This is a genomic window from Robertmurraya sp. FSL R5-0851 (assembly GCF_038002965.1).
GTDB classification, from domain to species: domain Bacteria; phylum Bacillota; class Bacilli; order Bacillales; family Cytobacillaceae; genus Robertmurraya_A; species Robertmurraya_A beringensis.
On sequence record NZ_JBBOOE010000001.1, the window covers coordinates 429,522 to 447,312 of the forward strand.

The window sequence follows — 17,791 nt, forward strand, 5'->3', positions numbered from 1 at the left end:
GGATGGCAAGAGCAGCAGTGAAGATGCCAGACGACTTTTTGGAGAGAATTTCAAAACTAAACCATCGCTTTGATGAAATTGTACCAAGAGTGCTAGAAAAGGGTGCCGAACCTGTCATTCAGAAAGCCAAAAGCAATCTAGCAGCGAGAATTGGTCAAGGTACAAAAGAGCCCTCTCAGTCCACAGGTGAATTGGTTGCAACACTTGAAACGACAAAAGCTGTGCAAGATACAAAAGGCTACTGGAACCTTAGGGTAGGGATTCCAACAACCAAGGACAGCAAAGGGATTTCCAATGCTCTGAAGGCTGCTGTGTTGGAATATGGAAAATCAGGACAACCTCCCAAACCATGGTTGAAACCGACCAAGACAGCCACAAGAAAAGCCTGCGTGGAAGCGATGGAAAGGGCATTGGATAAGGAGATTGAAAAACTATGAGTCTATTAAAAGATTTGAATAGCTTGCTTGAACCCATTGGCATCCCAATTGAAACAGGGGTATTCTCGGGAAAACCACCGGATGAATATGTAGTAATAACCCCTATGTCAGACAGGTTTGATTTCTATGCGGATAATCAGGCTCATACGGTTATTGAGGAAGCTCGGCTATCGATATTCTCTAAAAAGAATTACCTGAAACTGAAAAAAGAGTTATCAAAGGCAATTCTATCAGGAGACATTACGATTACAGATCGACAATATATAGGGTTTGAGAATGATACAAAATACCATCATTACGCGATTGATGTAATGAAAGAATATGAAATGGAGGAAAGTTAAATGGCAACTATCGGATTTGATCGTTTGTATTATGCTAATATCACAGAAGATGAGAATGGCATTGAAAGTTATGGAACCCCAAAGATACTAGCCAAGGCGATGACAGCTGAATTGAGTGTTGAGCTCATTGAAGCGATACTATATGCGGATGATGGAGCATCTGAGATCGTAAAAGAGTTTAACAGTGGGACGTTAAGCCTTGGGATTGATGATATCGGTTCATTAGTGGCCCAAGATTTATCGGGCTGTAAAATTGATAGCAACAACGTCGTGATCTCGAGGAGTGAAGATGGTGGAAAGCCTGTGGCTGTTGGGTTTCGTGCTAAGAAAGCGAATGGAAAGTATCGATACTTTTGGTTGTATCGGGTTATCTTTAGTATTCCCACGACTAGCCTTGCGACGAAGGGTGAATCGATTACGTTTAGTAGTCCCACCATAGAAGGTACGGTCTTTAGACGAAATAAACTGGATGCGGAAAATAAACATCCATGGAAGGCAGAAGTGACCGAAGGTGACACTGGGGTAGCCCAGGAAACCATTACGAATTGGTTTAGTACTGTTTATGAGCCTGATTTTTCGCCGGTAACTCCTACAATTACAGTTACTTCCCAGCCAGAGGAATTAACGGAAGTAGCTGAAGGTAGTATTTCCGGTAGTTTATCAGTGGTCGCAAGTACAAATACAAGTTACCCAGTAACCTATCAATGGTATGAAAACTCCTTGGACAGCACCAGTGGGGGAACGGTTATCAATGGAGAAACATCAGCTAGCTTGGATATTCCAACGGATCTTACTGGAGGAACTTACTATTATTACTGCGTGCTGAGTTCTGTTGGTGCTAGTAGTGTTACAACGAATGTAGCTATGGTGGATGTGTCATAAGCTTAAGATAGGAGGAAGATGAGAGATGGGAAATGAAAATAAAGAGTCTGCAGCTTTAGAGCTAGATTTTTCAGCTGATGAAAGAAGTGCTGTTATTGAAATTGGTGATGATGAATATAAACTGATTTTGACCATGAAGGCAACAAAGGAAATCGCAAAACGATATGGTGGCCTAGAGAACCTCGGTGCTAAGCTAATGAACACAAAGGACTTTGAACTAGCGCTTGATGAGATTGTTTGGCTAATTACTTTGCTAGCGAATCAGTCCATCCTGATTCATAATCTAAGAAATAAAAACGAAAAGAAAGAGTTGCTGTCAGAGGATGAAGTGGAATTGTTGACTACTCCCTTTGAATTAGCAGAGTACAAAAACGCCATCATGGCAAGTATGCTGAAAGGAACAAAACGGCACATCGAGAGTGAAACGTCAAAAAACGCGGAAGTCGGGTAAGCGATGAAGAATTGTTTATCCGACTTATTTATTATGGAACTGCTCAATTAAATCGGAGTGAGCAAGAAGTCTGGTTGATGCCAATGGGCTATTTAATGGATTTATGGGAATGCCACAAGCAGTTTACTGGAATTGCTAAGCCAAAACAAGAAATCTTCATCGATGACGTGATTCCGGTAGGGATTTAAAAATAATTTTTTCAGAGATGAAAGTGCTCTTAACCATTGATATATCAAGCTTTTTCTCGTATCACACCACTAAACACAATACAGAGTCATAGTCTTGACTTACAAAATGGTGTTTGTGATACAATCCGAAAAAAGGGAGAGGGGTTGTAGTGATGGGGATTCCAAAGCTTGAGGATTTTGTGAAAGAGATTAATAGGCTGAAGGTAGATGCAAGGGAATGTGGGGAAAGCAGCATCGAAATTTGTAGTGGTACACTCCATAAAATGATGGGGGATCATAAAGGCAAAAATGCAAGAATGTTTAGTTGTTGCAAGGCGATGTATAAAAGTATGAAACCTGGCGATGAAGTGATTCAATTACCGAAGCCTAAGTCTGGTAATACGGAAACAAAAGGATATGGGTCAAGATTAATTATCAGGTACTACTTGTAACGAATCGGAAGGCACTCTTCAAAGGGGGTCTTTTTTCATGCTTTAGATGAGGGGAGGTGGAGTCGTGGCAGACAATTTCGGGCTCAGAATTGGTGTTGAAGGAGAAAAGGATTTTAAGAATGCACTAAAGGACATCAATCGAAACTTTAAAGTATTAGGTAGTGAAATGAAACTCGTAACCGCCCAATTCGATAGGCAAGATCAATCGATCGAAGCTCTTACTGCAAGAAATGGAGCGCTCACCAAGTCGGTTGATGCTCAAAAGGATAAAATCAGTACATTAGAAGCTGCCCTGAGAAATGCGGCGGATTCTTTTGGAGAGAACGACAGACGAACTCAAAATTGGCAAATTCAACTGAATAATGCCAAATCAGAATTGATGAAAATGGAGCGGGAGCTTGAAAATAATAACCAAGCCATTAATCAGCTAAATGAAGGATTTGATGAAGCTGAAGAGGAAGTGGAGCAGTTTGCTGACGAAGTACAAAATGCAGCAGATGAGACTGAAAATGCTTCTGGCCGCTTTGAAAAGTTAGGTGGCGTCTTAAAAGGTATCAGTGCGACGATTGGTGCAGCAGTAGCTGCTATTGGAACAGCAGCAATCGCGACAGGGGCCAGCCTGATAAAACTTGGTGATGAATACAATATGGCCGTCAACCAAATCTCTGCTTCAACAGGTGCAACAGGTGCAGAGCTTGAGGAATTGGGTGAAATTGCCCAAAACGTGTACAAGCATAATTTCGGTGACAGCTTGGATGATGTGGCTGTAGGAATTTCAGAGGTACAAAAGATAACCGGACTCATGGGTGATGAGCTAGAAAAAGCCACCGAGTCCGGTTTTGCTTTGAGGAAAACCTTTGACTTCGATATGCAAGAATCTGCTCGAGCGGCAAGTGCTCTCATGAAAAACTTTGGGATCTCTGCAGATGAAGCTTATAACATCATTGCTGTGGGTGCCCAAAACGGAGCTGATAAAAACGGTGACCTTTTAGATACTTTGAATGAATACTCTGTTCAATATGCATCCCTTGGTCTTAGTGCGGATGAGTTTATAGCTAGTTTAATAGGCGGAGCAGAAAGTGGAGCATTCAGTATTGATAAGGTCGGGGATGCTGTTAAGGAATTTAATATCAGGGCCAAAGATGGAAGTAATACGAGTATGGAAGCTTTCACGGCTTTGGGCCTCAATGCAGAAGAGATGATGAATAAGTTTGCCCAGGGCGGTGAGACTGCAAATGCTGCCTTCTTCAGTGTCATCGAAAAACTACAAGAAATTGAAGATCCTCTCCTCAAAAATACGATTGGTGTGCAGCTATTTGGTACTCAGTTTGAAGACTTGGAGGCAAATGTACTTCCTGTTCTTGCTGGGATAAAAGACAGTACTGTAGCTAGCGGAGACGCATTGGCCCAAATAACAGAGGTCAAATATGACAACCTAACTGATGGCATTGAGGGGGTAAAACGTTCCTTACAAGGCGTGTTTTTGCCTGCTGTGAGCGAAGTGTCTGCAGGAATCACTGATTTATTTTCTGGCTTATCGAATGTGATTAATGAAGCAGACGGGGATTTTGAAAAAATTGCAGAGGTGATTGGTGAGACCGTTGCTGGTATAACTGAACTCATTACCGAGCAGTTGCCTCAGTTCGTTACATTAGGGCTTCAAATCATTATGTCCCTTGTTGGTGCCATTGTAGAAAACCTTCCAATGATCATCGATTCTGCCATGCAAATTGTAACGACTCTACTTCAGGGACTTATTGAGGCTCTGCCTCAAATCACAGAAGGAGCTCTTTACCTTGTCCTTAGTTTAGTAGATGGAATTATTGCCAATCTGCCTGCATTAATCGAAGCGGCACTCACTATGATTGTGACCCTGGCAACTGGTATTGGTGAGGCCCTGCCAAACTTGATTCCATCGATTGTAGCAGCAATTCTATTAATCGTGGAAACAATTATAAACAATCTCGGATTGGTGTTGGATGCGGCTTTTAAAATTATAGAAGGTTTGGCGGTAGGGATTATTAATGCCTTACCAAGATTAATTGAAGCCTTACCAGCCATTATTTCATCGATTATAAATTTTATTACTAGTAATCTACCAATGATTGTTGAAATGGGAATTAAGCTAATCATTCAATTAGCTGCTGGTTTAATTCGGGCGGTTCCTCAGCTTGTGGCACAGTTACCACAAATCGTTTCTGCAATTATTGTAGGGATTGGAAAAGCGGCTATTTCAATTGGTCAAGTAGGGGTAAACATCGTCCGAGGACTTTGGAACGGTATTGCTTCCATGGTTGGGTGGATTAAGGATAAGGTCAGTAGCTTTGTTGGAGGCATTGTTAGTAGCGTGAAAGGGATTCTTGGGATTCGTTCACCTTCCAGAGTCTTCGCTGGTATCGGGGAGAACATGGGTGAAGGAATTGGTGTTGGTTTTCCAGATGCGATGGGCAATGTAGAAAAAGAAATGGAAGGCGCTATTCCTACTGATTTTGATTTAAATATGGATAGTGTGGTCACTGGAGTTGAAGGAGGAAAGAGCGGTGCATCATTTGATGTAACGATTCCATTAACTATTGATGGGAATGTGCTAACTCGGATTATTGCCCAGCTTCAATGGAACCAAAATACAGTGACCGTCAGAAACTTAGGAGTGGCAGGATCGTAAAAGGAGGGCAGATTGGTGATAGAAAACTATGCAGGAAATACGTTAATTCAAACGGTCCGAAAAGTAATGTCTGCGAACTTAAGGGAAACGCTTGAGGGAGAATTTACTCTTTCTTTTACCGTTCTGGCCAAGTCTGCCCTCGCTTTAAAGACAAAGCAGTTGGCTAAGCTAAACGATCAGTATTTTGAAATTGTGCAAATCTCTAAGTCATTACAAGGTAGCCTTCCAGTCTGTTCTGTCACGTGTGAACATGTATCTTACATTTTAAATGATGAGATTTTTAATATAGATGCGTTTGATTTTACGGGAGATCCTATGGCTGGATTAAATCAGCTATTATCAGGAACTCCTTTTTCAGCAGGAATAGTTGATTTTACCGATAGTTGCACAATGAAAATTAACCAGGAAGTGTCTATAAGGGCAGCTCTTATGCAGTACGTTGCCATTTTAGGTGGCGAAATTGAGTATAACGGCTATTTAATTAATATCCGTAAACATCGTGGCAGTAGTGAGTATCAACCAGTAATGGGCTCAAAAAACGTCACTAATGTATCTGTTTCTCATGATTCAAGGGAAAATGCCTCATCATACAATATCTCTTTCTTTAAACTATTGAATTTAGCAGTCGGGGATAATGTGCATATTGTGTTTAAACCACTCGGTATTGATGTGAAAACAAGGATTATTTCATTGGAATATAACCCCTTCTATCGATATAACATTCAAGTTGAGGTTGGCAGATACAAACCAAGTATTTCGGATACTTTTTATCGGATAGAAAACTCAATGAATAAAGTGGAAAGCTCTCTGAATGATGTGGGCAGCTCTGTAGATGGCCTTAAGTACCAAATGGATCAGCTTGGAGTTTCTTATACGATAGTAAAGAATTTGACGATTGATGAAACCATGATTCATGTAACCTATGAAGTTGAAAAAGGGGATACGCACCAGTACTTTGCTGATTATAGTTATACATCTGATAGTAATGGTCGAATTACAAGCATTACTTTGCAAGATATTTTTTCAGAGTTGTTGCTAAAAGAAGTATCGACTTTGACAGTGGATTCTGCGAGGTTTGATATCGTCTATGCGGATGGAGAGACGGCAAGTTACAACTATTCAACAGATAGCAGCGGCAGAATTACGGGAATTGAAAAGGTGGTGGAAGGATGAGTTATCACAGGAATTTTAATAATACATTAGCTATTTGGGCCGCTTTTGGTGGTAGAGGTGAACTCATTCTTCCCATCCCCACCTTAAGCTGGCAAAGAAAATATTATAATGATTTTGGATACACTCAGTATGGAAGTGAAAGGCAAATTAATGTGTACGATAATGGAAATGCACAAGTTGCAGTGTATTATGCCAAAACACCGTATATGTCTTATTTCAATAAAAGTACTGGGGAATGGACAGTAGTCGATGTTCCTTGGTGGAGCTACGGCCAACCAGAAATTTTGTATGCTGGTGGTGGAGTGTTTTTAGCAAAGATAGTAGGGCTTGCTAATATCATTGCTTCTTTTGACGGCATCACTTGGCATAACGCTGGGTACTGTCAGGGAGCACAAAACTCTATGACCACAGGGGCATATGATTCTAGTATTGGTTCTGGAGTCGTTAGCTGGTGGTACTATAAGTCGCCGGTGTATTACAGTTTTGATTCGCTAACAGAAAGAACGGCTTGGACATTGGTAGGAGCGGATGGTTCATCGGTTCCTATTTTTAGTTACATGACCACTCATAAAGGAAGATTCGTTGGAGTTGTAGGTGGAGATCGTTCTATTGCAGCAGCAAGCACCTCAAGCCCAGGTTCTTGGTCCACAACGATTCCAGAGGATTTAAATACATATTATATGTATGTCCGTTCCGTTCACGATAAGCTCTTTGTGATGAAATACCGCTATGTTAGTGGGATCTTTCATGTGAATCTTTGTGTAATGAATGACAGTGCGACCGAACTTACAGAAACCAATTTATCTCATGGCGGGGATCTCGCCAATAATAACATTCCGAATCCAGAAAATATCATCTGGATGGAAGATTGGGGGAAATATGCTTTGTTTAACGAAAGCATGCTGTATGTATCAGCAGATGGACTGACGTGGGAAGGAGTCGAACAACCAGGATTTACTACCACTAATTCAGATACATTTGGTGGGGCTATCTATGTACCAGGTGACGGGTTTTATGTGAAAGCTAGTGGTTATGTGTATTATGCACCCTATTGAATAATGAAAATACAGGCGCTTTGTGGCTATCTTGTCACAGGCGTCTTTTTATATAGATTAAAACAGGTTGGAGAGCGAGGGGAGAAACATGGCAATAAAAGAGTTTTGGATAGTTGTACAAACAGTAATTGCTGCAGTGGGCGGTTGGTTGGGCTGGTTCCTTGGCGGACTTGATGGATTTTTATATGCTCTCATTATTTTTGTCATTGTGGATTACATTACTGGCATTATGGTGGCGATTATCAATCGAGAACTTTCTAGTGAAATTGGTGCACGAGGGATTTTCAAAAAGATCCTTATTTTTATATTAGTCGGAATTGCTCATATCATTGACAGCCGACTGATTGGTGAGGGCAGTGTCATCCGGACAGCTGTCATCTTTTTTTATCTTTCCAATGAAGGAATTAGCATTATCGAAAATTCCACAAGAATTGGACTTCCGGTACCACAAAAACTGAAAGATGTTTTAGCTCAGTTGCATGGAAAATCGAAGGGGGAAGATGAGAATGGAACTAAACGTTAAGTATATGACCAGAAATGATTGTTTTACTGCTGGAAGGAAAATTGCTCCGAAAGGGTTAATGGTCCACTCAACAGCAACTCCTGGAGTAATGGCAGCGGAGTGGTTCAGTCGTTGGAATAAATCGTACAAGGCGGGTGAAACCAATCGACAGGTTTGTGTCCATGCTTTTGTTGATGACCAAGGGGTGTGGCAGTACTTGCCTTGGAACCATCGGGGTTGGCATGCTGGTGGAACAGCAAATAATACTCACATTGGTTTTGAGATTTGTGAGCCAGGTGGGTTTTCTTATGGTAAAGGTTCCACAATGGTGGGCTACAATGTTTCAAAGAACGAAGCATATTTTAGAAAGGCTTGGCAAAATGCGGTGGAACTTTGTGTGTTGCTTTGCAAACAGTATGGCCTTACTGAAAAGGATATTATCTGTCATTCAGAGGGAAGTAAAAAAGGTATTGCCAGTAACCATGGAGATGTTATGCATTGGTTTCCTAAGCATGGGGAAAGTATGAACTCTTTTCGAGTAGCGGTGGGAGCTGCACTAAATAAGACAAGTACCCCTGGCGATGTATCAACTGAAATTCAGGTTGGTGATGTAGTGGAAGTGAAAGCATCAGCAAATTCCTATTATCCCGGCGGGGCATCCATTCCAACTTGGGTCAAAACAGGTTCCTACCATAAAGTAACTCAGGTTATTTCGAATGGGAGAACGGTGGTTAAAGGTGGAAAGTCCTGTGTTTTACTAGGTAAAAAGGTAGATAAGAAGAATGGTAGAGAATCTGCGGGGATTATGAGCTGGATTGATAAGGATGCTCTAACGCTAATTAATTCATCTACTAAAACGGAAAAACTGTCAAAGGCAAATAAGTATTATCGAGTACAGGTGGGTGCCTTATCTAAGAAAAACAATGCAGAGGCGATACTTAAAAAGCTAAAAGCAGCAGGATTTGATGGCTTTATTAAATTCGAATAATGGTTCTATTAACTTGATTTTTAAGGCCTTTAGAGTGATATATGGTAGTACCAAATTGATAGAAAGGAGGGCCTTCATTGCGAGTTAGAATTATAGAACCAACCATTGCGAAAGACAAAAAGAAAAGAGTATGTGCTTATGCTAGGGTGTCAACTGATCATGAAAAGCAAGGTGAGTCTTTAGAAAACCAAATTAATTATTATGAAAGATTGATTGGAACAAACCCGGAGTTTGAATTTGTGGGAGTGTTTGCAGATCGCGGTATAAGCGGGACTACTGACAAACGCCCAGAATTCAAAAAAATGATAGAACTCGCAAAGCAAGGTGGGATTGATTTAATTATCACAAAATCCATTTCAAGATTTGCACGAAACACAACAGTTGTGCTCAAAAGGGTTAGGGAACTCAAGGAACTAGGCGTTGAAGTTCGATTCGAAAAAGAGAATATCAACACATTATCAGGGGATGGGGAGTTAATGCTTACCGTCCTCTCCTCCTTGGCACAAGAAGAAAGCAAAAATATTAGTGAAAATATTAAATGGAGGATAAGGAAGAAATTTGAACGAGGGGAGCTGATCATAAACACCAATCGGTTTTTAGGCTACGACAAGAATGAAAATGGCGACTTAGTTATCAATGAAGAGGAAGCAGAAATTGTTAAAAGGATATTTGAACATTACTTGGAGGGCAAAGGGGTATTCACGATTGCCAAGGAATTAAACGCAGATGGGATACCAACCGTTGCAGGTGGCAATTGGCAGGAGAGCACCATTTTGAACATGCTGAAGAATGAAAAATATAAAGGCGATATTATTCTTCAAAAGTATTATACCCCGGACCATCTTAAAAAAGGCACCATCCGAAACAACGGTAAACTAGACAGTTATTATATTGAAGGTAACCATCCAGCCATTATTTCAAAAGAGGAATGGGATGCAGTTCAAAAAGAAATGAAATTAAGGGCTGAGGCAAGAGGAAACGTTGGCGATCAAAGCAAATATCAAAAGCGATATCCTTTGACAGGAATGCTCTATTGCGGGAAGTGCGGATCCAGCTTAAAGCGAAGGACGTGGAACAGCAAACTACCTTGCAGAAAAATAGTGTGGCAATGCAGCAACTATATAAAAAACGGAAAGAATGCCTGCCCAGGAACGAAAATTGATGATGAGGTTGCTGGAAGGCTCGACATAAAAGAGGAAACTGTTGTACAGGAGGTTATAAAGAATGGCAAGAAACATTACCATTATTCCAGCAAGTGCAAACATGAAGGTAAATCCAGAACAGTTCGAACCCCGGAAAAAGAAAATGGCAGCGTATTGCCGGGTATCGACCGACCAATTAGAACAGTTATCAAGTTATGAGGCACAGGTTGACTATTATACAACTTACATTACTAACCACCCAGATTATGAACTAGCAGGTATATACGCAGATGAAGGAATTTCAGGAACCAATACGAAAAAGCGTGAACAATTTAATAAAATGATTGAGGATTGTAAGAACCGAAAAATTGACATGATCATTACAAAATCCATATCGCGCTTTGCAAGAAATACGTTGGACTGCTTGAATTTTGTAAGGCAGCTAAAGGATTTAGGAATTGGCGTTATTTTCGAAAAAGAGAACATAAATACATTAGATGCGAAAGGGGAAGTATTACTAAGTATCCTTTCCAGCCTGGCCCAAGATGAGAGTAGGTCCATTTCGGAAAACTCTACCTGGGGAATCAGGCGACGGTTTGAACAGGGGAAGGTTGCCCTTAATCATACAAAATTCATGGGTTACGATAAAGATGAAGATGGCAACCTAATCATAAACGAGCCACAAGCCAAGATAGTCAGAAGGATATTTAAAGATTATCTCGATGGAAAGGGGCCAAATCGAATCGCTAGAGAGCTTGAAGAAGAGGGGGTTCCAAATTGGAACGGCAAAGCCAAATGGTATGAAGGCAGCATTAGAAAGATGTTGAGTAATGAAAAATATAAAGGTGATGCCCTTCTTCAAAAGACCTACACCGTTGATTATTTAACTAAGAAGAGGGTGGAAAACACCGGACAAGTTCCACGTTATTATGTGGAAGATAACCACCCGGCGATTATTGACAAGGATATGTGGGAAGCGGTGCAGCTTGAAATGGAAAGGAAAAAGAAATTTGCAGAAAACCATGGATTTAAAAGAATAGACTATGGAACCAGCGATAACCCATTTGCAGGAAAAGTGATATGCGGCGATTGCAGCAGCGCCTTTGGCAGAAAGGTGTGGAACTCCAATGATGATCGGTTTAGAAGGAAAGTATGGAGATGTAACAAAAAGTATATGGAGAAAGGGAAAAAGGGCTGCACCAATACGCACATTGAAGATAAAGTACTCTACCAAATTTTCATTAATGTTTTTAATGCCATTTTAGAAAACAGCGAGTATTTTATTAAAAAGTGGGAAGAGAAGTACACCAGCGAGAGCCAACTCGAGAAATATAAAGCCAAACAATTTATTGAAATCACAAAAAACGCTACACCCATTACAACATTTGATGCGAATTTATTCTTCAGCCTTGTAGAGAAGATGACAATCTACAAAGACGAAAAGGTCATTGTGACTTTGCTCGATGGTACAGAGGTTGAGTGCCAAATTGATAAATAAGAATAGGGCTTGGAAATAGCTCCAAGCCTCAATTGTTTCCTCCACTAACGCCCCCGTTACTTTAAGTGCAGTATTTCACATTTTTTTATTAGCCCCCAACTATCAGCATTTTTTCAGCCAGAATATACTGTAGCCGTTACAGGTTGTCTAATTCCTGGATTTACTATTATGACTTCAATTAAAAGGAGGCTTAATAATGGGTACAAGACCTTGTAAAAAACATAATTGTAACGATTGTAATGATAATAGTTTTTGAGCATAATTTTATCTTTAATTTAGGCTGTTTTCGTATAGATTGTTGCTTTCTTGACCATATTAATAGAATGTTGATATAATACGGTTCCGGAGGCGTTCAACTATGTGGTTAGACATATATGAAGAGTTCAGCGAACTATCAAAATCAGAACAAATAGCGTTGTTTAACGCAATGAAGGAAGACTTATTTCCAGATGAACCAGACAAAATTACACAGCTATTGAAATCCATCAGAGAAGCACGTTTTTCCTCTGGTATGGGCTGTGTTCATTGCGGAAGCACGTCTGTTAAACGAAACGGGAAATATCGAACAAGACAACGCTATTTATGTAACGATTGTGGTAAGTCTTTCAACGATATGACGAATACTCCATTTTCAGGCTCTCGTTACCCTGAAAAATGGGTAAAGTACATTGAAATGATGGTCGAAGGCTATACTCTGCCAAAAATCGCTGAACGTTTAAAAATTCATATTTCCACTGCATTTTATTGGAGACATAAAATCCTGAACGCATTAGGAACTCAAGGTTTTAATCAATTACAAGGTATCGTTGAGAGTGATGAAACTTTTTTTCGTGAGTCAATGAAAGGTCGAGAAATTACTCATAGAAAAGCTAAAAAGCGTGGAGAAAAAGACGAAAAGAGAGGGATTTCCAATCTTAAAATCGCTGTTGTGGTAGCTCAAGACCGAAACGGGAGTGTAATAGCTCGCAAAGCTGGAACAGGGCGAGTGAAAGCCGAAGAAATTGACGCTGTGATTGGTGATTTTATTCACCCGTCTGCTTTGCTATGCACAGATACAGCTACTAACTACAAGAAGTTTGCTAAAAATAAGAAACTGCAACACGAAACTGTGAATGAGCGTCAAAAACAACGTGTCAAGAAAGGGATTTTTCATATCCAACACGTTAATAACTTTCACCATCGATTAAAAGATTGGATGGAACGGTTCCAAGGCGTGGCGACTAAATATTTGGATAACTACCTCTACTGGTTTCGTTGGCTTCAAATAGGGAAGAACTTAGCATTTGAAAAACAAGTTGAGCAAATGCTTATTTCGGCGTGTCAAAAATCGGTTTGTTTAACTGTTGATGACTTGCGTGGTTAGTTAAATTAAATTCAAGACGAATAAATTCACAACCACCACTACACCGAAGGAAATAAATCCTGCTAATTTAACTGGATGAGTAAATTTATACTCGTTAAAAGGTGTTACCCTCTTTACAATTTCCCAAAATAAAGTCGTTCCAATTAAAATAATAAGTCCACCAACAATGAAAGTGTTCTCCATTGAATTTGCCACTCTAACAATGTGGTCAATGAATAATATCCATAAGTAGCCTAAAAAGGCATTTAGAATGATGGATAAAGCAAATTCCTTTGTTTTCAAAAGACTTCCCCCCTTTAATAATCTGAATTTAAAGAAATTTTATCATATTTTCTATTTTATGGAAACTGTTAATATATCTCTTATCAAAAACCACAAAGTTTACGAAAACAGCCTTAATTTATTAGCCCAAGCATATTAGCACCTTTTTAATATATTATTAATGGAGGTGATGAATTAAGATGGTTAAACTTTTTATTGATCCTGGACATGGCGGTTCAGACCCTGGAGCTGTAGGAAATGGACTGCAAGAAAAGAATCTTACTTTACAGATAGCTATAACTCTAAGAGATATCTTATTGAATGAATACGAAGGTGTAACAATCCTAATGAGTAGAACAGGCGATCAAACTGTAAGCTTAAGTGAAAGAACAAATGCCGCAAACAATTGGGGAGCAGACTACTACCTTTCCATCCATATTAATGCTGGTGGGGGGACAGGCTTCGAAAGCTATATTTATCCTGGTGTTGGAGCCCCTACAACCACATATCGGGATATCATTCATGATGAAATTATTAAGGCAGTAGATTTTGTTGATCGTGGTAAAAAAACAGCTAACTTCCATGTATTACGGGAATCAAGAATGCCAGCTATGTTAACGGAAAATGGGTTTATAGATAACCCTAATGACGCTAAAAAATTAAAATCCACAAGTTTCTTAGCGACTATTGCCACAGGACACGCTAATGGACTAGCTAGGGCATTTAATTTAACGAGAAAACCAACTATTCTGTATAAAGTTCAAATAGGTGCATTTCGTATCAAGTCTAATGCGGACAAACTTGCTGCAGATGCAAGGTCAAAAGGATTCGATGCTATAGTTTTACTTAGAGATGGTTTATACAAAGTCCAAATTGGAGCTTTCACATCAAAAGAAAATGCAGAATCTTTAGCAACTAAAGCAAGGAATGCCGGATTTGATGCGATTGTGTATTCAGAATAATTAGTTATTCCTCCTAATATTGGTCTTCAAATAGAAAAATGAGAAAGAGAGATTCACGATGTCTCTCTTTCTTCCTATTTCAACATACTTCAAAATTTATGTTTGTTTTTATCTTACAAATTTCTGCATCGCAAAAGAATTTACCTTCAATAGGAAAAAATAAAGTCCTATAACGGCTATGCTCCCTTGTTCAACAAACCTGCACCGTTAGTGAAAAAGCGACTGCCCTTGTTCAGCAATCGCACTCCGTTACTTTAAGACCTTTCACAATCTTCGATATATAATAAGCAAAGCGTGAATTAATTCTTTATGACTTTGAATTAGTTATATATTACAACCTTACAAGCTGGGATTTATATCCTACTTTGCTGTCCAGTCACGATATACGATCAGGGTAATTGCATTTAATATGATGGTAACGATGAGAAGAGCAGCTGCGACGAACGCCACAGCACCCATTGTGTCCATAAGAGCAGACCAATCCTCAATCTTTACCAGATGATAGTTATAGAAAATCTGGAAACATAGCGAAATAGCACAAGCACTGATGCTCAAAATGGAGAGAGCGACCCAATTCCTGTGGTCATGCTTATCATATTGCATGAGATTAACAACAGGCAGTATCCAAGCAATTAGTCCAAGCGCGAGGCTGCCAATATTAAGCAAACCAATCATATCTGATCCCCCAATGTATAAGCTAATCAATTAACGTGCGGAATTTTTCGATAACTGCTTCTTTCAAAATTTCTTCTTTATAAAAATGACTTGCATAAATGCTTAACATCATTTCATTTTCTTCCGTAATTTCTATTTTCCATAATACGCGATTAATAACGTCTGCCAATTCTTTAGGATTTGCATACATTGTGTTCCATGCTCGTACTTGTAATTCTAAATCATCACTCAATGCCGCTACTTCGATTTCTTCTGTTGACACAGGCTTGTTAAGATGCGCATATGGATCTTCATAAACGTCCGTGTAAATAAACTTAATTGGATTGTATTCGCTTAAATCATACGAATAACGTTCATTCCCTACAGTAACAACCATTTCATTTTGTCCAAATTCAATCGACCCGTTTTCTATGACGAAGGTTTCCGATAATGATTGAATGGCACACTCTAAATGTGGTGTAATGAACCAATAACGATTCTCTGAATTTAACTTTGCGATGTAATCAGTAATTGACATATCCTCAAGCTTCTCTTCATCTCTCAATATCGTATATTCCAATGGACGATAAAAATACTGGGCATCTAGCTCCTGCATTGCAATTGTCCACTGGCTTACCGGACATTCAAATAATACACGAAACGCAAATCCATCATCGGTTTTCTGTAACTCATCATAAATAAACCATTGTCCAACTTGGATTGGCTCATCCGTTTCTTCAGATTTAACTCCTTTAAAAATGAAATGGATAAGCGATTTTGAGGAAAACCCACCATCTGTATTAACGTAAAGGTGAAGCGTATCCTTTTCTCGTTCAATTCGCTCAATAGTTGAATCATGCAAACTTTCCGCAAAGATATCTTGTATAGAAGCTGGCAAGTATGTAACGGCCATCTTCGTATTTTCATGGGCAGCACTTAAAACTTGTTCAAATTCCTTGTCCGCCTCTCTCATCCATTGTAAATAATCTTCACGCACTGCTTTTGGTAGTGTAGGTTGGTTTAATGTACCATTTTTCAAATATGGAATGAAGCGGCTAGGTAACACATGTAACAATTCCTCTCGTACCTCTTCAATCTCTTCGTTTAAACGAGTATTAAGATCTTCCCCTTCTTCTTTTGCTTCTCTTAATACAATTTCCCACTCGTGATCGGATTCATGGATGGGAAGAAGACTATATTTTAAAAATTTTTCTTTTGCTTCTTTCGATATATTCCACATAATATCACCTCGGGAGTAGTTGGTAAAAATAGTATACTATAAATTTTTAACTAGTGATTCTAGTAAAGTCTTATTCCCTATGTTAGACAGAGCTAACGATGAAGAAACATGATTGTAAATAGTTGGATTTTCTAATAAGCTAAAACTAACACTGATTTAGGAAGGGTTTTGTTAGACATGGAGGGAAAGATTAAGGAGCTTACTCTGTTATTATTATACTTAACATCATGGAAAGAAAATGAACTTCCAGGACAAATGAGAAGAAGTGGAAGGGATATCCGTTTGATACATTAAATGAATTAACTGATGATGATCTAACACGAGGGAGCATCCGCTCCAAATCTGTTTACTTAACGTAAGCTGGTATTAAAGAGGCTGAAGGATTAATTAAAAAGTACCTAGGGGAAGTAGAAAAGGATTAGAGCAGTTTCGAATTATAATGTATGTTCGTGCAATAGGATCTTTGATAAAGAACAAATGTGGAGGTGGCAAAATTGAATAGAGAAGAATTAAGAAAACGAGCATTATCATTGGTCTCAATTCCTGCTGATTTTAAGCCTATCATAGAGGAGTATGCTGAGGGAGAGAATGGTGAAGGAGAGGCAATTTTTTCATGGGCAAACGAAGAAAAAGATAAAGGGATTACTATAAATCTCGATTTGGTCGGTAATTTAACAAGTTTATCAATTGACATGGATGATGGTAGGGATCCCAATCCGGTTCCATTAGAAGTAGAGGAAAGAAAAGAACGAGCGGAGCAATTTTTTCTTAGTCACTATCCTGACGCTTTAAGCGATTTAACCTTTTATGAAATAAAAAAATTGGATCAAGCCTTTCGCTTTAACTATGAGCGGATTATCATGAACTTACCGCTTAAGTCTGCTGGTTGTTTTATTGACGTAGACCAAGTGGGGAATATTATTAAATTTTCTTATAAAGTTGCGGGGCATATACCAGAAATACCAACCATTCTGATTTCAAAAGAAAAACTGATTGAACACGAACAAAATAGACTTGATTTTCAGCAAACAATTACAAATCTTTATACTATTATTCATGATGTAGAAGAAGATGATCTCCGTCTTGTCTATGAACCAGAGCCATCTTTCATGAAATATAGAGCGGATATATTAACTCCGACCTTAAGCATTATCCATGATGAAGATGTTCCAGAAACTTATGTTCCACTTCCTCCTTCCAATACGACCAAACAAAAAGATTTATCGATAAAAGAGGTCATTGGTATTAGGGAGGGAATGGAAATAATTCGGGAAGTCGATATGGGGGGAGAAACGGGAATTGTGTGGCGTGATCGGAACTGGGAGATGAAGGATCAGGATTTATCCATAGATGGCTTTTTCAAGAGACATTCAGAGGATACAGTTAAAGCCATCATTTCAAAGAAAACAGGAAAAGTCAGAAGTTTTATGTGGTTCAATGAACGAAGTGGCGATCTCAAGCTTACTCATGAAGAATGTTTACAAAAGGCTACTGACTTTCTTCAAATGATTCTTCCAGATTATCATAAGTATCACTAGTGTTGCATAAATAATTTCGT

General features: G+C 39.1%; 19 protein-coding genes and 1 pseudogene. 17 read left to right on the forward strand and 3 right to left on the reverse strand.

What is annotated here, in order from left to right; all coding sequences use genetic code 11:
- Positions 1-2: 2 nt before the first annotated feature.
- The 14 genes from MKX65_RS02230 to MKX65_RS02295 all read left to right on the forward strand — a co-directional run bounded on the left by MKX65_RS02230 (position 3) and on the right by MKX65_RS02295 (position 13,116).
- Positions 3-437, forward strand: a complete 435-nt coding sequence (locus MKX65_RS02230; protein ID WP_160547825.1) for an HK97 gp10 family phage protein — start codon at positions 3-5, stop codon at positions 435-437.
- Positions 434-778: a hypothetical protein gene (locus tag MKX65_RS02235; RefSeq protein ID WP_160547824.1), complete on the forward strand. Its 345-nt coding sequence runs from the start codon at positions 434-436 to the stop codon at positions 776-778. Before MKX65_RS02230 ends, MKX65_RS02235 begins: the two co-directional genes overlap by 4 nt.
- Positions 779-1,660 carry a major tail protein gene (locus tag MKX65_RS02240; RefSeq protein WP_160547823.1) on the forward strand — a complete coding sequence of 294 codons (882 nt, stop codon included), beginning with the start codon at positions 779-781 and terminating at the stop codon, positions 1,658-1,660.
- Positions 1,661-1,685: 25 nt separating this feature from the next.
- Positions 1,686-2,111: a hypothetical protein gene (locus tag MKX65_RS02245; protein ID WP_160547822.1), complete on the forward strand. Its 426-nt coding sequence runs from the start codon at positions 1,686-1,688 to the stop codon at positions 2,109-2,111.
- An 11-nt stretch (positions 2,112-2,122) separates the two neighbouring features.
- Complete coding sequence (locus tag MKX65_RS02250; protein ID WP_340902054.1) at positions 2,123-2,299, forward strand: hypothetical protein; 177 nt, start codon at positions 2,123-2,125, stop codon at positions 2,297-2,299.
- A gap of 152 nt (positions 2,300-2,451) precedes the next feature.
- Positions 2,452-2,730, forward strand: a complete 279-nt coding sequence (locus MKX65_RS02255) for a hypothetical protein (protein ID WP_160547821.1) — start codon at positions 2,452-2,454, stop codon at positions 2,728-2,730.
- Positions 2,731-2,794: 64 nt separating this feature from the next.
- Positions 2,795-5,395, forward strand: a complete 2,601-nt coding sequence (locus MKX65_RS02260; RefSeq protein WP_160547820.1) for a phage tail tape measure protein — start codon at positions 2,795-2,797, stop codon at positions 5,393-5,395.
- Positions 5,396-5,410: 15 nt separating this feature from the next.
- Entirely contained in the window at positions 5,411-6,568 is a 1,158-nt protein-coding gene (locus MKX65_RS02265; protein WP_160547819.1) for a prophage endopeptidase tail family protein, read from the forward strand.
- Positions 6,565-7,623: a hypothetical protein gene (locus MKX65_RS02270; protein ID WP_340902055.1), complete on the forward strand. Its 1,059-nt coding sequence runs from the start codon at positions 6,565-6,567 to the stop codon at positions 7,621-7,623. The genes MKX65_RS02265 and MKX65_RS02270 overlap by 4 nt, the downstream gene beginning before the upstream one ends.
- A gap of 88 nt (positions 7,624-7,711) precedes the next feature.
- Positions 7,712-8,146: a phage holin family protein gene (locus MKX65_RS02275; RefSeq protein ID WP_160547817.1), complete on the forward strand. Its 435-nt coding sequence runs from the start codon at positions 7,712-7,714 to the stop codon at positions 8,144-8,146.
- A complete protein-coding gene (locus MKX65_RS02280; RefSeq protein WP_160547816.1) occupies positions 8,130-9,113 on the forward strand; it encodes an N-acetylmuramoyl-L-alanine amidase in 984 nt (327 codons plus the stop codon). The genes MKX65_RS02275 and MKX65_RS02280 overlap by 17 nt, the downstream gene beginning before the upstream one ends.
- A gap of 77 nt (positions 9,114-9,190) precedes the next feature.
- A complete protein-coding gene (locus tag MKX65_RS02285) occupies positions 9,191-10,474 on the forward strand; it encodes a recombinase family protein (protein ID WP_340902058.1) in 1,284 nt (427 codons plus the stop codon).
- On the forward strand, positions 10,419-11,753 hold the full coding sequence (locus MKX65_RS02290) for a recombinase family protein (protein WP_377058063.1): 1,335 nt from the start codon (positions 10,419-10,421) through the stop codon (positions 11,751-11,753). The genes MKX65_RS02285 and MKX65_RS02290 overlap by 56 nt, the downstream gene beginning before the upstream one ends.
- Before the next feature lie 358 nt (positions 11,754-12,111).
- Positions 12,112-13,116, forward strand: coding sequence for an IS1595 family transposase (locus tag MKX65_RS02295; protein WP_340902061.1), 1,005 nt, complete (start codon positions 12,112-12,114; stop codon positions 13,114-13,116).
- Here MKX65_RS02295 and MKX65_RS02300 read toward each other — a convergent pair whose 3' ends face one another.
- Entirely contained in the window at positions 13,117-13,398 is a 282-nt protein-coding gene (locus MKX65_RS02300; RefSeq protein ID WP_340902062.1) for a hypothetical protein, read from the reverse strand.
- A gap of 179 nt (positions 13,399-13,577) precedes the next feature.
- Here MKX65_RS02300 and MKX65_RS02305 point away from each other — a divergent pair, with 179 nt between their 5' ends.
- Positions 13,578-14,339: an N-acetylmuramoyl-L-alanine amidase gene (locus tag MKX65_RS02305; RefSeq protein WP_160549543.1), complete on the forward strand. Its 762-nt coding sequence runs from the start codon at positions 13,578-13,580 to the stop codon at positions 14,337-14,339.
- Between the two features lie 360 nt (positions 14,340-14,699).
- On the opposite strand, the gene MKX65_RS02310 is transcribed toward MKX65_RS02305, so the two are convergent.
- Together MKX65_RS02310 and MKX65_RS02315 are read right to left on the reverse strand one after the other, a co-directional pair.
- The gene (locus MKX65_RS02310; RefSeq protein WP_160549549.1) at positions 14,700-15,014 is read right to left on the reverse strand and encodes a hypothetical protein; all 315 of its coding nucleotides are present in this window, start codon (positions 15,012-15,014) and stop codon (positions 14,700-14,702) included.
- 22 nt (positions 15,015-15,036) lie between these two features.
- The gene (locus MKX65_RS02315; RefSeq protein WP_340902065.1) at positions 15,037-16,233 is read right to left on the reverse strand and encodes a DUF4085 family protein; all 1,197 of its coding nucleotides are present in this window, start codon (positions 16,231-16,233) and stop codon (positions 15,037-15,039) included.
- 296 nt (positions 16,234-16,529) lie between these two features.
- On the opposite strand from MKX65_RS02315, the pseudogene MKX65_RS02320 reads away from it, so the two are divergent.
- Positions 16,530-16,592: pseudogene (locus tag MKX65_RS02320) on the forward strand (hypothetical protein); the annotation flags it as partial.
- Between the two features lie 135 nt (positions 16,593-16,727).
- Complete coding sequence (locus MKX65_RS02325; RefSeq protein WP_340902067.1) at positions 16,728-17,771, forward strand: YcdB/YcdC domain-containing protein; 1,044 nt, start codon at positions 16,728-16,730, stop codon at positions 17,769-17,771.
- The last annotated feature ends 20 nt before the right edge of the window (positions 17,772-17,791 follow it).